This window comes from Actinokineospora sp. (assembly GCF_052390155.1).
Lineage (GTDB): Bacteria > Actinomycetota > Actinomycetes > Mycobacteriales > Pseudonocardiaceae > Actinokineospora.
In genome coordinates, this window is record NZ_JBQTHF010000018.1 from 86,864 (window position 1) to 100,502 (window position 13,639).

Genomic DNA, 13,639 nt, shown 5'->3' on the forward strand with positions numbered 1-13,639 from the left:
GAGAGCGGCGATGGGCGAGCCAAGCAAGATCGAGAAGGTCCTGGTCTGCAACCGCGGCGAGATCGCGGTCCGCGTCATCCGGGCCTGCCGTGAACTCGGCATTGCCAGCGCGGTCGCGTATTCGGCCGCGGACAAGGACTCCCGCGCGGTGCAGTTGGCCGACGAGGCCGTGTGCATCGGGCCGGGACCGTCGCCGCGCAGCTACCTCAACGTGCCCGCGCTCGTGCACGCGGTGGGCAAGGTCGGCGCGGACGCGGTGCACCCCGGCTACGGCTTCCTGTCCGAGGACGCGCATTTCGCCCAGGTCTGCCTCGATCTCGGCATCACCTTCATCGGCCCGTCCCCCGAGGTCATCACCGCGATGGGCGACAAGACCAACGCCCGCCGCGCGATGGCCAAGGCCGGTCTGCCGCTGCCCGCGGGCAGTGAGGAACCGCTCAGCGGCGCCGCCGAGGCGGCCGAGCGGGCCGCGGCCGCCGGCTACCCGGTGATCCTCAAAGCCGCCGCGGGCGGCGGCGGCAAGGGCATGAAAGTGGTGTACAGCCCGCACGATCTCGCCGCGGCACTGGTCGAGGTGCAGCAGACGGCCCGCACCCTGTTCCTCGACGACCGGGTGTACCTGGAGAAGTACATCACCGCCGCGCGGCACGTCGAGGTGCAGATCCTCGGCGACCAGCACGGCTCCATCGTCCACTTGGGAGAACGGGACTGCTCCATCCAGCGCAGGCAGCAGAAGCTGGTCGAGGAGTCACCGTCCACTGTGCTCACTCCCGAGATGCGCGAGCGGATGTGCGCCGCCGCGGTCCGCGGTGCCGCGGCCGCGGGCTACTCCAGCGCGGGCACCGTGGAGTTCCTGGTCGACCAGGCCGGGGACTTCTACTTCATGGAGATGAACAGCCGCATCCAGGTGGAGCACCCGGTCACCGAGGTGCGCAGCGGCATCGACCTGGTGGCCTGGATGATCCGGGTCGCCGCGGGCGAACCGCTCGGCTTCGGCCAGGAGGACATCACGCTGTCCGGCCACGCCATCGAGTGCCGGATCAACTCGGAGGACGCGGCGGCGGGCTGGGCAGGCTCGTTCGGCCTACTGGAACGGTTCGTGCCGCCCGCCGGTCCGGGTGTCCGCGTGGACACCCACGGCTTCCCCGGCTACCGGATTCCGCCGTACTACGACTCCTTGCTGGCCAAGGTGATCGTGCACGCCGAGAGCAGGCACGAGGCGATGCGCCGGATGGACCGCGCGCTGGCCGAGTTCGACTGCGCGGGCGTGTCCACGACCATCGGCTTCCACCGCGAACTCATGGCGCACCCGCAGTTCCAGGCGGGCACGCACCGACTGGACTTTGTGGACAAATACCTTGCCGACAGCGGCGAACTCCAGCACACGGAGAGGAGCGCGATGGAGTAAGGGACACATGGGGTAGGCCGGGCCCGGGAGGATTCTCCCGGGCCCGGCCTCTTGCTGTGCGGCAAGCAGTGAAGGTGGCCTCCCGGGCGGGAGGCCACCTTCACTGTTCTGCGTGGTCAGTTGTACGAGTGCACCGGCGATGGCCGCGGCTGCAGCGAGGAATCGTGCGCCAGGATGGCGAGCTGGCACTTCTGCAGCACCGGGGATGGCTCCACCCCCAGCTCGTCCATCAGCCTGCTACGCATGCGTTGGTACACCGCGAGAGCGTCGCGCTGACGGCCGCACCGGTAGAGCGCCACCATGAGCTGCTGGCACAGCCGCTCGTTGAGCGACTCCGACTCCACCAGCTCGCTCAGCTCGGCCACGATCTCGTTGTGCCGCCCGATCCGCAGCTCGGCCTCGAACATCCGCTCCAGGGCCGCGGCGCGGTACTCCTTGTAGCGCACGGAAGCGGCCTGGCAGATGAACCCGCCGAGGTTTCCGCCGAAGGTCGGCCCGCGCCACAGGGTCAGCGCCTCACGCAGTTTTCCGATCATCTCCAACGGGTTGCTCGACGGGTTCGCCCGCACGTCGAGCAGCGCGTGGGTGAAGATGTCGGCGTCGAAGACGTCGTTGTTGAGGCAGAGCCGGTAACCAGACGGCATGCTCAGGAAGCGGTGCGCCTTCTGGTCCGGGTCCACCGTGCGTAACCGCCTGCGTAGTCTGCTTATGTGCGCCTGTAAGGCGTTCTCCGCGTTGCGCGGCGGGTTGTGCTCCCACAGCTCGCCGATGAGCGACTCGGTCTGTACGAGTCGGTCGTGGTTGACCAGCAGTGCGGCCAACAGCGTGCGCTGGAAGGTTCCGTTGATCTCAACCGGAAGCCCGGCCGCCTGGATCTCGATAGGACCCAGGATTCGATAGGTCAGCATGTCCGCTCCAGGTCGGTTCGGCATCTGAGGTTCAGAGCAGAATGCTTGCATGAATCAGAAGGCTGATGCAAGTACGAGTTCGATGATAGCGGGATTTCCTCGGTGCTGGCACGCCGTTCGGCGCAACGGACGGTGGGCGGTCAGGCAGGCATCAACCCAGTGTCAGGTCGGCGGTAGAGCATCGAGTCCTGGGCCCGCGGCAGCAGCCGAACCGTCTACACGATGAGGTAACGATGCTCCTACAGGGAAAGCGATTGCTTGTCACGGGTGTGGTGTCGACCAAATCGATCGCCTACGCCGCCGCCCGCCTCGCGCTCGACGAGGGCGCCGAGATCGTGCTGACCGGCTTCGGTCGCGGCCTGCGCATCACCGAGCGGCTGGGCGAGATGCTCGGCTGCGAGGTGCTGGAGATGGACGTGACCCAGCCCGAGCAGGTCGAGGCCGTGGTCGCCCGGATCGACGAGAAGTGGGGCGCGCTCGACGGCGTCCTGCACGCCGTGGCCTTCGCGCCCGCGGCCGCCCTCGACGGCGGCTTCCTCACCGCCCCCTGGGAGGACGTCGCCACCGCGATGCACGTGTCCACCTACTCCTTCGCCGCCGTGGGCCGTGAATTCGGCCCCCTGCTGGCCAAGGCGGGCGGCGGCTCGATCGTCGGCCTGGACTTCGACGCGGCCTTCGTCTGGCCCGGCTACGACTGGATGGGCGTGGCCAAGGCCGGTCTGGAGAGCTGCAGCCGCTACCTGGCGCACGCGCTGGGCCCGGCGGGCACCCGGGTCAACCTGATCGCCGCCGGTCCGCTGCGCACGGTGGCCGCGTCGGCCATCAAGAGCTTCGAGGTGTTCGAGAACGTCTGGCAGGAGCGCGCCCCGCTCGGCTGGGACGACACCGACGCCACCGCCGTCGGCCGCGCCATCTGCGCGCTGTGGTCGGACTGGCTGCCCGCCGTCACCGGCGAGGTCATCCACGTCGACGGCGGCGTGCACGCGGTGGGCGGCGCGCTGCCCAAGGCCGCGCCCGCCGCCGAGATACCCGCGCCCGCGCTGGAGATCGCGGCCGTGCGATGACCAGGACCGTGCACATCGAGGACCTGGCCGGACTGGTCGGGGAGACCCTCGGCGTCAGCCGGTGGCTCCCGGTGACCCAGTCGAAGGTGAACCAGTTCGCCGCGGCGACCGGGGACTTCCAGTGGATTCACGTCGACCCCGAGCGGGCCGCGGACGGCCCGTTCGGCGTCGCGGTCGCGCACGGGCTGCTCACACTGGCGCTGCTGCCCTCGATGATCACCGACGCGGTGACCATCGAGGGCGCCGACGTGATCGTCAACAAGGGCTTCGACAAGGTGCGGCTGGCGAATCCGGTGCCGGTCGGCAGCCGGGTGCGCGGCTCCGTGCGGCTCAACTCGACCCGGCTGCGCCCGCGCGGCTTCCACGAGGTGGAGCTCGCGGTGGCCGTCGAGGTCGACGGCAGACCGGGCACCGCGCTCAAGGCCGACATTATTTTCCTCTACCGCCAGGCATCGCTGGTCGCGGCCGGTTGACAGGAGCAGCGCATGATCACCGACGACCTCACCCGCAGCCGGAGCGCGCTGCGCAAGCTCGCCTCCGGCGTCGCCGTGCTGACCTTCCGCGCGGGCGATCGCGCGCACGCGGCCACGGTCAGCTCGGTCAGCGCCGTGTCGCGCCAACCGCTGCTGCTGGCCACCTGCCTGCGGCGCGGCTCGGTGTTCGCCGAACTCGTGCGCACCCCCGGCGCGCGGTTCGCGGTCAACATCCTCAGCGCCGAGCAGGCCGCGCTGGCGAGCTGGTTCGCCGACCCGAACCGCCCGCGCGGGCTGGCCCAGTTCGACTGTGTTGCCTGGATGCCCGACTCGTTCAGCACGGCCCCGCTCATCAAGGGCTCGCTCGCCGGCCTCGGCTGCCAGCTCCGGTCGTGTGAGCCCGCGGGCGATCACTACCTGCTCGTCGCCGAGGGCCTCACCGCGGTGCTCGGCGAGGGGGACCCGCTGCTCAGCTTCGCGGGCCAGTTGCACGACGGAACGTTGCGGAGCCTGCCGGAGCGGCAGGCCCACCCGGACTCGGTACCGGCTCGCCCGAAGTCCACGGAGGAAGGACAGGTCGCCATGTCGAAAACCCAAGCCGTGGCCATGGAGGCCGCGCGATGAGGGCCGCCGTCGTCAAGGGTGTCGGTGCGTCCCTGCCGCAGCGGGTGGTCACCAACGACGAACTCGCCGGATACCTGGACACCTCGGACGAGTGGATTCGCAGCCGGACCGGCATCGGCACCCGGCGGTGGGTCGACGCCGGAGTGTCCACAGCGGACTTGGCGACCCAGGCAGGCGCGCTTGCGCTGCGCTCGGCCGGGATCGACCGGGTCGACGCGGTCGTGGTGGCCACCACCACGCCCGACCGGCTCTGCCCCGCCACCGCGCCCGAGGTGGCCACCCGCCTCGGCATGACCGGGATCTCCGCGCACGACGTGAACGCGGTGTGCACGGGTTTCCTCTACGGCCTGGCCAGCGCGGTCGGCCTGATCGCCGCGGGCAACGCGGACACCGTGCTGATGATCGGTGCCGAGACGTTCTCCACCATCCTCGACCCGAAGGATCGCGGCACCGCGGTGATCTTCGCCGACGGCGCGGGCGCGCTCGTGCTCCGCGCGGGCGAGGCGCACGAGCCCGGTGCGATCGGCCCGCTGGTGCTGGGCAGCGACGGCAGCCTCGCCGACCTGATCCAGATCCCGGCGGGCGGGTCGCGGCAGCGCTCGTCCGGGGTCTCCGCGCCGCCGGAGGACTACTTCTTCAAGATGCGCGGCCGCGAGGTCTACCGGCACGCGGTCGAGCGGATGTCCGCCTCGGCCCTGGAAGCGTTGTCCCGCGCCGGACTGACGATGTCCGATGTGGACAAATTCGTGCCGCATCAGGCCAACCAGCGCATCTCGGTCGCCGTCGGTATGCGCCTGGGCATCTCGGCCGAGCAGACGGTGTCCAATGTGGAGCGAGTGGGCAACACGGCGGCCGCGTCCATCGGACTGCTGCTGGCCGAGGCCACCGCCGAGGGCAGCCTGCGCGCCGGGCAGCGGCTGCTGCTCACCGCGTTCGGCGGCGGTCTCACCTGGGGGGCGACCACCATGGTGTGGCCGCAGGTGACCGCGCACATCTCCTCGCCGCCCCGACCCGGCGTCGAGGCGCTGGCAAGCTGAGATGTCCAGGAGGACACCGTGCACGATCCCCGAGTGCTGCTGAACCTTGGCGCGGCGGCAGTCGCCCAACTCGCCCGCCGCGGCCATCTGCTCGACCTGCCCGCCCTCGCCGAGTTGGTCCGCCAACGCGCCCAACTGATGGACGTCACGCAGAAACTGCGCGGCGAGAGCAACCGGCTGGCCAAGGAGGGCCGCACCGGGGGCGAAGCGGTACGGGCCAGGGCCAAGGAGGTCAAGGAGCAGATCCAGGAGCTGGAGGTGCGACAGAAGGAGGTCCAGCAGGAACTGCATGATTTCCTTCTGGTGGTCCCGAATCTACCCGCCCTCGACGCACCGGAGGGCAAGTCCGATGAGGACGCGGTGGAAGTCCGCCGCGTCGGCGAACCGCGCGCGTACGACTTCGAACCGCGCCATCACGCCGACATCGGCGAGTCCACCGGCATCCTGGATCTGGCCCGTGCGGCCAAACTCTCCGGCTCGCGGTTCGCCGTGACGTCGGGCACGGGTGCGGCCCTGGAGCGCGCGTTGGCGGCGTTCTTCCTCGATCTGCACACCCGGGAACACGGGTACACCGAGTATTCGGTTCCCACACTCGTCACCCGGGAGACCATGACGGGCACGGGCCAGTTGCCGAAGTTCGAGGAAGACCTGTTTCGGACAGCGGTGGGCGGTCGTGAGCTGTTCCTCATCCCGACCGCCGAGGTACCGCTGACGAATCTGTACGCGGGCGAGACCCTGGACGCCTCGGCCCTGCCGCTGGCGATGACCGCGCGCACCCAGTGTTTCCGCGCGGAGGCGGGCTCCTACGGCCGGGACACGCGGGGCATCCTGCGCATGCACGAGTTCACCAAGGTCGAACTCGTCCGCGTGGTCACCGCCGAGTCCTCCCGCGCCGAGTTGGAGGTCATGGTCACCCACGCCGAAGAATGTCTGAAGCGCCTCGGTTTGGCCTACCGCGTCGTGGCGCTGGCGGCGGGTGATCTCGGGTTCTCGGCGGTGTACACGTACGACATCGAGGTGTGGTTGCCAGGGCAGGGCCGGTATCGGGAGATATCGTCCTGTTCGGACACCGGGACCTTCCAGGCCCGGCGGGCCGGGATCAGGGTGCGCGGTCAGGGCGGGGCGAAGGGATTCGCGGCCACGCTCAACGGTTCCGGGCTGCCGGTCGGTCGAACCCTGTTGGCCATCCTGGAACAACACCAGACCGCTGACGGCGGGGTGGACATCCCGGCGGCTCTGGTCCCCTACACCGGCTTCCACCGAATCGCACCAGACGGCTCACCCGTGCACTGACGCCCTTTGCGTGTCTCGCCCCCGGTGTCCCGAGTAGACGGACATCGGTGGCGAGGACCAGGCGGTGTGTCGCCGAGGTCAGCCCGGCAGTTCGGCGGCGACGTCGACCACGCCGCTGAACAATGCCGGATCAGGCTTGCCGGACACCACCGCACCTTCGGCGACGACGAGCAGATCGCGTTGGGCCCGTGCTCGGAACGGTGTGCCCGTGAAGCGGATCCCTTGGTCCTTGAGCGCTGCGAAGGCGAGCGGCGAGACGCTGCCGGTGCCATCGGTGTCGATCAGGGTCTTGAGTGGCCCGACGTCGTCCTTGTCCCGCATGCGCACCCAGGACACGGACACGACGAAGGTGTTGCCTTCAGGGTCGGCCAGGGTGAACAGGGTCCGATCGAGCGACCTACACGGGTTGCGCAGGAAGAAGTCGCGAACCTGACCGTACGAGTTGATCGCGCAGTCGAGCGCGTTCTCCGCTGCCTGCTTGACTTTGCGCAGGTTCAGGTTCCGCCAGGCGTCGTCAGACTTGCCCTTCCGCGCGGCCTCCTTCCCTTGTTTGACGCGGACCGAGACACTGTTGGCCGCTCCCGCCGAATCGACGGCCGCCCCGCCTGCGCCCGTGCCGCCTCCGCTGAGCGCGACCGCCCCGGCAGCGCCGATCGCGACGAGCCCGGCCGAGCCCTTGCCCCACTTTCCGTCTGGACCTCGTGGTTGATCCTTGCGGCCCACGGTTCCTCCACACCCCTTGAGATCGACAGTCGGATCTCGCCACCCGTGTGGAAAGCATTAGGGGGAGCGACGCCAAATCGCCCGATCGGGTGAACAGATCACCGCATTAGCCATGAGCCGGGCGCTGAGGAACGGCGCAGGCGGGTCTAGTCGCTGTGCATGCGGTGGTCGTAGGTTCGGCTGCTGAACTTGACTTTTTGGTGATCAAAGCGCTCGTGGGAGGCATTGCTCGAACCGGGATTCGGCCACAATGGACGGTTCGGCGGCCGCTGGACGGCGGCCGCCGGACCGGTTCCATCAGGTGGTCAGCCCGCGTTCAACGCCAGGTCGTCCAGGACGAATGAGGTCTGCAGGGACCAGTCCTCCGTGGCGGTGAAGCTGACGGTCACCGTCTGGCCTGCGAACGCGCCGACGTTGAACGACCGCAGGGTGTATCCCGACGGGTTCAGGTTGGTGTAGGTCGCCAGGGTGGTCGTGCCGACCTTGACCGTGAACGTGTCGAACACCGCGGGCTCGTACTCGGCGGTGTTGATCTTCAGGTAGAGCGACAGCGTGGAGTTGGCGCAGCCTGCCGGAATGGTGACGGTCTGCTGCAACGTCTCGGTGGCCGCCTGGCCGTAGCCGCCGAGCCAGGCGGACCGGGTGCCGGAGCGCGGGGCGCCGATGCCGGTCCACGGGTAGATCGTCCACGTCGCGTTGGCCCAACCTGTTGTGCCGCTTTCGAAGCCGGGGTTGACCAGCTTCTGGCCGGGACTGGTGCAACTGCCGCCGGGCGGGGAGATCGTCCAGGTGAACGACGCGGTGCCGCTCTGGCTTGCGGTGTCGGTGGCCGTCACGGTGACGCTGTAGGTGTTGGCCGTGGTGGGCGTGCCGGAGATCAGACCGGTCGACGCGTTGATCGACAGGCCCGCCGGAAGTCCGGTGGCCGACCAGGTGTACGGCGGGGTGCCGCCGGTGGCCGACATCTGCAGGCTTGTCGCGGTGCCAACGGTTCCGGTGCGGCTGCCCGGGTTGCCGACGGTCGGCGCGCCCGGCTGGCCGCCGCCCGTGTTGACGTACAGCAGCCGGTTCGGCGAACCGGTGCCCGGGTTGGTGATCTTGTTCGGGGTGGAGTTGGTGATCATCTGCGTGGCCACCTGAGCGGGCGTGAGACTCGGGCTGTCGCCCAGGATGAGTGCCGCGCCGCCCGCGACGTGCGGGGCGGCCATCGAGGTACCGCTGATCGTGTTGGTGGCACTGTCAGTGGTGTTCCACGCCGACGTGATGTTCTCGCCCGGCGCGAAGATGTCCGTGCAGGTACCGAAGTTGGAGAACGAGGCCCGCGCGTCGGTGATGGTCGAAGCGTTCACGGTGATCGCCTCGGCGACCCTGGCCGGAGTGAAGTTGCACGCGTCGGAGTTCGAGTTGCCGGAGGCGATCGCGTACACCACACCGTCGGCGATCGAGTTGCGCACCGCGTTCTCGGTGGCGGCGTCGCTGCCCTGCCCTCCGAGGCTCATGTTGGCCACCGCCGGGCCGGAGGTGTGGTTGCCGGTGACCCAGTCGATGCCCGCGGCCACCCCGGCGAACGAGCCGGAACCCTGACAGTTGAGCACCTTCACCGCGACGAGCCGGACGCCCTTGGCCACACCGTGGGCGGTGCCGCCCGTGGTGCCCGCCACGTGCGTGCCGTGCCCGTTGCAGTCGGTGTTGTTGCCGTCCCCGGTGGTGTTGGTGCCGAAGACCGCGCGCCCGCCGAAGTCCTGGTGGGTGGTGCGGATGCCGGTGTCGATGATGTACGCGGTGACGTTGGCGGCGGTGTTGGGATAGGTGTAGCTGGTGTCCAGCGGCAGATTGCGCTGGTCGATCCGGTTCAGCCCCCAACTCGGCGGGTTCGGCTGCGTCGCGGTGACCTGCACGGTGCCGTTCTGCTGCACGTACGCCACGCCGGGCTCGGCCGCCAACTGCCGGGCGGCCTTCGCACTCAGCGTGCCCGCGAAGCCCCGCAGCGCGTGTCTGTAGGTGTAGTCGACCGCGGCGCTGTACTTGGCGGACAGGGTGTCGGTCATCGTGTCGACGCCCGCGGCGGCGACGGCACCGTCCTTGTAGACGACGATGTAGCTGTCCTTGATCGCGGTTGGGTTGCTAGCGCCCAGAATCTCGCCCTCGGCTTGCGCGGGCGTCGCGGTGACCAGCGCGAGCGCTGTCGCCGCGATCGTCCCCAGCCCGGCAAGTCGCCAGGCTACGCGAACGTTTCCCATAACAGGGGTCTCCCTTGTCCAGGGGTCATCCGCCGGCTCGGAACGATCCCGTCCGGCGGACACAGGGGTGGGTACGTTCGCGCGAACGTGAAAACGACGTTAGGTTAGGCGCCCGCGGAAAACAATCGCCCAAATCGCGGCATTCCGTGTTGCCGGGAGGCGCCATCCGGGTACGCCGACCGGACCGGCCATCCGGTGTGCACGAACGGGTTCCGCGCGGTCAGCGGCGGAACAACAAGGCGCGCTTGACTTCCTGGATCGCCTTGGTCACCTCGATGCCGCGAGGGCAGGCATCCGTGCAGTTGAACGTGGTGCGACAGCGCCAGACACCCTCGGCGTCGTTGAGGATGTCGAGGCGTTCCTGGGCGCCTTCGTCCCTGGAGTCGAAGATGAAGCGGTGGGCGTTGACGATGGCCGCCGGGCCGAAATAGGAGCCCTCGTTCCAGAACACCGGGCACGAGGTCGTGCAGCACGCGCAGAGGATGCACTTGGTGGTGTCGTCGAAGCGCTCGCGGTCGGCCGCGGACTGGATGCGTTCGCGCGTGGGCTCGTTGCCGTAGGTGATCAGGAACGGCTTGACCGCGCGGAACGCCGCCATGAACGGTTCCATGTCGACCAGCAGGTCTTTGTGCACCGGCAGGCCCTTGATCGGCGCCACGGTGATCGTCGTCGGCTTTCCCTTGCTCGCCAACAGGTCCTTCACCAAAACCTTGCACGCCAACCGGTTCACCCCGTTGATCTGCATGGCATCGGACCCGCAGATCCCGTGCGCGCACGAGCGGCGGAAGGTGAGCGTGCCGTCGAGGTACCACTTGACGTAGTGCAGCAGGTTCAGCACCCGGTCGGTCGGCAGCGCGGGCACGCCGAAGGACACCCAGCGCGGCTCCGCGGCCAACTCGGGGTTGAACCGCAGGACCTTCAGCGTGACGGTGACGGCGCCCGCAGGCACCGGCGGCTGGTCGCTGCGCGAACCCGACTTCTCGGCAGTTGCGGCGGTCATCAGTACTTGCGCTCCATCGGCTGGTACCGGGTGACGGTGACGGGCTTGTAGTCCAGCCGGACATCGGCCTTGAGCCCGTCGCCCTGCTTGTAGAACATGCTGTGGCGCATGAAGTTCGTGTCGTCGCGGTTCGGGTAGTCCTCGCGGGCGTGACCGCCGCGGGACTCCTTGCGCTCCAGCGCGCCCACGACCAGCACCTCGGCCAACTCCAGCAGGAAGCCCAGCTCGACGGCCTCCAACAGGTCGGTGTTGAACCGCTTTCCCTTGTCCTGCACGGTGATGTGCGCGTACCGGTCCTTGAGCGCGTGCACGTCGTGCAGCGCTTGCTTCAGCGTCTCCTCGGTGCGGTACACTGACGCGTTTGCGTCCATTGTGGACTGTAGCTCGGTGCGGATGTCGGCCACCCGCTCCCTGCCGTGCTCGGACAGCACGTGCGCGACCTGCTCCTCGACCCGCACCGCCGGGTTCGGCGGCAGGTCGCGGTGCTCGCGGGTGTTCGCGTACCGCGCGGCGGCCAGGCCCGCGCGGCGGCCGAACACGTTGATGTCCAGCAGCGAATTGGTGCCCAGGCGGTTCGCGCCGTGCACGGACACGCAGGCGCACTCGCCTGCCGCGTACAGCCCGGGGACGACGTTGTTGTTGTCCCGCAACACTTCCCCGTGGACATTGGTTGGGATGCCGCCCATCGCGTAGTGCGCGGTCGGGTACACCGGCACCGGCTCGGTCACCGGGTCGACCGCGAGGTAGGTGCGGGCGAACTCGGTGATGTCGGGCAGCTTGGACTCCAGCACCTCGGCACCGAGGTGCGTGCAGTCGAGCAGCACGTAGTCCTTGTTCGGCCCGGCGCCGCGCCCTTCGAGCACCTCCAGGGCCATCGACCGGGCGACGATGTCGCGCGGCGCCAAGTCCTTGATGGTGGGGGCGTAGCGCTCCATGAACCGCTCGCCCGCCGCGTTGCGCAGGATGGCGCCCTCGCCGCGGGCGCCCTCGGTGAGCAGGATGCCCAGACCGGCCAAGCCGGTCGGGTGGAACTGGTAGAACTCCATGTCCTCCAAGGGCAATCCCTTGCGGAACACGATGCCCATGCCGTCGCCGGTCAGCGTGTGCGCGTTCGAGGTGGTCTTGAAGACCTTGCCGAACCCGCCGGTCGCGAACACGACCGCCTTGGCCTGGAACACATGGATCTCGCCGGTCGCCAGCTCGTAGGCGACCGCGCCCGTGCACACCGGGCCGTTGTCCGTCTCGGTGAGGCAGATGTCGAGGACGTAGAACTCGGTGAAGAACTCGATGCCGTGCTTGACGCAGTTCTGGTACAGCGTCTGCAGGATCATGTGGCCGGTGCGGTCCGCGGCGTAGCAGGCGCGGCGCACCGCGGCCTCGCCGTGGTTGCGGGTGTGGCCGCCGAACCGGCGCTGATCGATCCTGCCCTCGGGCGTCCGGTTGAACGGCAGCCCCATCTTCTCCAGGTCGAGGACGGCGTCGATGGCCTCCTTCGCCATGATCTCGGCGGCGTCCTGGTCGACCAGGTAGTCACCGCCCTTGATCGTGTCGAAGGTGTGCCACTCCCAGTTGTCCTCCTCGACGTTGGCCAGCGCGGCGCACATGCCGCCCTGCGCCGCGCCGGTGTGCGACCGGGTCGGGTACAGCTTGGTGAGCACGGCGGTCCGCGCGCGCTGCCCGGACTCGATGGCCGCGCGCATCCCGGCGCCGCCCGCCCCGACGATCACCACGTCGTACTTGTGGAACTGCATGACCTGTCGCTCTCAGTCGGCGGGGATGTTCGGGTCGAAGGTGAAGATCACGTACGAGCCCAGCGCCAGGATCAGCACCATCGACACGTAGAGCATCATCTTGAGCCAGAACCGGGTGGCGTCCTTGCGGGCGTAGTCGTTGATGATCGTGCGCAGGCCGTTGCCGCCGTGGATCTCGGCCAGCCACAGCATCGACAGGTCCCAGAACTGCCAGAACGGGCTCGACCACCGGCCCGCGACGAACGCGAAGTTGATCCGGTGCACGCCGCCGTCGAGGATGTTCATGATGAACAGGTGCCCGAGCACCAGCACGATCAGTGCCAGCCCGGAGATCCGCATGAACAGCCAGCTCGCCAGCTCGAAGTTGCTGCGCCGGGCCGCGGGACGCCGGGGCGCGCGGGGCCGGTCCAGAGCGAGCGCCATGGTCAGTGCCCCCCGAACAGTTCGCTGACGGTGCGCTGCAGCATGAAGTAGGTGCCGGGGATCATCACCAGCACCCAGACCCCGAGGATGGTCCAGAGCATCTGCTTCTGGAACCGCGGGCCCTTGGCCCAGAAGTCGACCAGCATGACCCGGATGCCGTTGAGCGCGTGGTAGAGCACCGCGCCGACGAGGCCGACCTCGATGACGTTGACGATCGGGGACTTGTAGGTCTCGATGATCTCGTCGTACGCGCTCGGCGACACCCGCACCAGGGCGGTGTCGAGCACGTGCGCGAAGAGGAAGAAGAACGTGAGCACCCCGGTGATCCGGTGGGCCACCCAGGACCACATGCCAGGGTCGCCCCGATAGAGCGTCCCGGTGCGCCGGGACCCGCGCACCGCCACCTGCTCGGTGGCGCTTGCCGAGTCGGACATCGGTAGCTGCCCTCCAACTGGACTTCCGGCCCGCGCGAATTCCACACGAATCGGGCCTTGACACGTCGGATGCTAGACCGGGTCGGCGGAGCGCACCCAGTGCGCGGATCCCCTCTGTGACCGACGAGACACGCCACGCTGGGCCGGTCGTGAGCGGGGTCTCACGGCACCCGCCTTCCGGCGAATGGCCTACCCAGTGTGTCCACGGTGGACGCGCGCCGCGGGTCGGCCGATTTTCGCGGGGCGTGCCGTGTCGATCAC

Annotated in this window: 13 protein-coding genes; 6 read left to right on the top strand and 7 right to left on the bottom strand. The window is 68.9% G+C overall.

Annotated features, from left to right (window positions below):
• Positions 1 to 10: 10 nt before the first annotated feature.
• Positions 11 to 1,408, top strand: a complete 1,398-nt coding sequence (locus tag ACT4N7_RS07115; protein ID WP_444827791.1) for an acetyl-CoA carboxylase biotin carboxylase subunit — start codon at positions 11 to 13, stop codon at positions 1,406 to 1,408.
• Positions 1,409 to 1,524: 116 nt separating this feature from the next.
• On the opposite strand, the gene ACT4N7_RS07120 is transcribed toward ACT4N7_RS07115, so the two are convergent.
• Positions 1,525 to 2,316, bottom strand: coding sequence for an AfsR/SARP family transcriptional regulator (locus ACT4N7_RS07120; RefSeq protein ID WP_444827792.1), 792 nt, complete (start codon positions 2,314 to 2,316; stop codon positions 1,525 to 1,527).
• 233 nt (positions 2,317 to 2,549) lie between these two features.
• Here ACT4N7_RS07120 and fabI point away from each other — a divergent pair, with 233 nt between their 5' ends.
• From fabI to serS, 5 genes are read left to right on the top strand one after another with little or no spacing between them, the layout of a single operon-like run.
• Positions 2,550 to 3,380, top strand: coding sequence for an enoyl-ACP reductase FabI (gene fabI, locus ACT4N7_RS07125; RefSeq protein WP_444827793.1), 831 nt, complete (start codon positions 2,550 to 2,552; stop codon positions 3,378 to 3,380).
• Positions 3,377 to 3,853, top strand: coding sequence for a MaoC family dehydratase (locus ACT4N7_RS07130; protein ID WP_444827794.1), 477 nt, complete (start codon positions 3,377 to 3,379; stop codon positions 3,851 to 3,853). The genes fabI and ACT4N7_RS07130 overlap by 4 nt, the downstream gene beginning before the upstream one ends.
• A 12-nt stretch (positions 3,854 to 3,865) precedes the next feature.
• A complete protein-coding gene (locus ACT4N7_RS07135) occupies positions 3,866 to 4,477 on the top strand; it encodes a flavin reductase family protein (RefSeq protein WP_444827795.1) in 612 nt (203 codons plus the stop codon).
• On the top strand, positions 4,474 to 5,514 hold the full coding sequence (locus tag ACT4N7_RS07140; RefSeq protein WP_444827796.1) for a beta-ketoacyl-ACP synthase III: 1,041 nt from the start codon (positions 4,474 to 4,476) through the stop codon (positions 5,512 to 5,514). The genes ACT4N7_RS07135 and ACT4N7_RS07140 overlap by 4 nt, the downstream gene beginning before the upstream one ends.
• 18 nt (positions 5,515 to 5,532) lie before the next feature.
• On the top strand, positions 5,533 to 6,807 hold the full coding sequence (serS, locus tag ACT4N7_RS07145) for a serine--tRNA ligase (protein WP_444827797.1): 1,275 nt from the start codon (positions 5,533 to 5,535) through the stop codon (positions 6,805 to 6,807).
• A 78-nt stretch (positions 6,808 to 6,885) separates the two neighbouring features.
• On the opposite strand, the gene ACT4N7_RS07150 is transcribed toward serS, so the two are convergent.
• The 6 genes from ACT4N7_RS07150 to sdhC all read right to left on the bottom strand — a co-directional run bounded on the left by ACT4N7_RS07150 (position 6,886) and on the right by sdhC (position 13,378).
• Entirely contained in the window at positions 6,886 to 7,530 is a 645-nt protein-coding gene (locus ACT4N7_RS07150) for a hypothetical protein (protein ID WP_444827798.1), read from the bottom strand.
• Between the two features lie 305 nt (positions 7,531 to 7,835).
• Entirely contained in the window at positions 7,836 to 9,770 is a 1,935-nt protein-coding gene (locus ACT4N7_RS07155; RefSeq protein ID WP_444827799.1) for a S8 family peptidase, read from the bottom strand.
• A gap of 220 nt (positions 9,771 to 9,990) precedes the next feature.
• On the bottom strand, positions 9,991 to 10,770 hold the full coding sequence (locus ACT4N7_RS07160; RefSeq protein ID WP_444827800.1) for a succinate dehydrogenase iron-sulfur subunit: 780 nt from the start codon (positions 10,768 to 10,770) through the stop codon (positions 9,991 to 9,993).
• Positions 10,770 to 12,521, bottom strand: coding sequence for a succinate dehydrogenase flavoprotein subunit (gene sdhA, locus ACT4N7_RS07165; protein ID WP_444827801.1), 1,752 nt, complete (start codon positions 12,519 to 12,521; stop codon positions 10,770 to 10,772). Before sdhA ends, ACT4N7_RS07160 begins: the two co-directional genes overlap by 1 nt.
• Before the next feature lie 12 nt (positions 12,522 to 12,533).
• The gene (locus tag ACT4N7_RS07170) at positions 12,534 to 12,944 is read right to left on the bottom strand and encodes a succinate dehydrogenase hydrophobic membrane anchor subunit (RefSeq protein ID WP_444827802.1); all 411 of its coding nucleotides are present in this window, start codon (positions 12,942 to 12,944) and stop codon (positions 12,534 to 12,536) included.
• A 2-nt stretch (positions 12,945 to 12,946) separates the two neighbouring features.
• Positions 12,947 to 13,378 (bottom strand): succinate dehydrogenase, cytochrome b556 subunit, encoded by a 432-nt coding sequence (gene sdhC / locus ACT4N7_RS07175; protein ID WP_444827803.1) that lies wholly within the window; start codon positions 13,376 to 13,378, stop codon positions 12,947 to 12,949.
• Positions 13,379 to 13,639 lie beyond the last annotated feature (261 nt).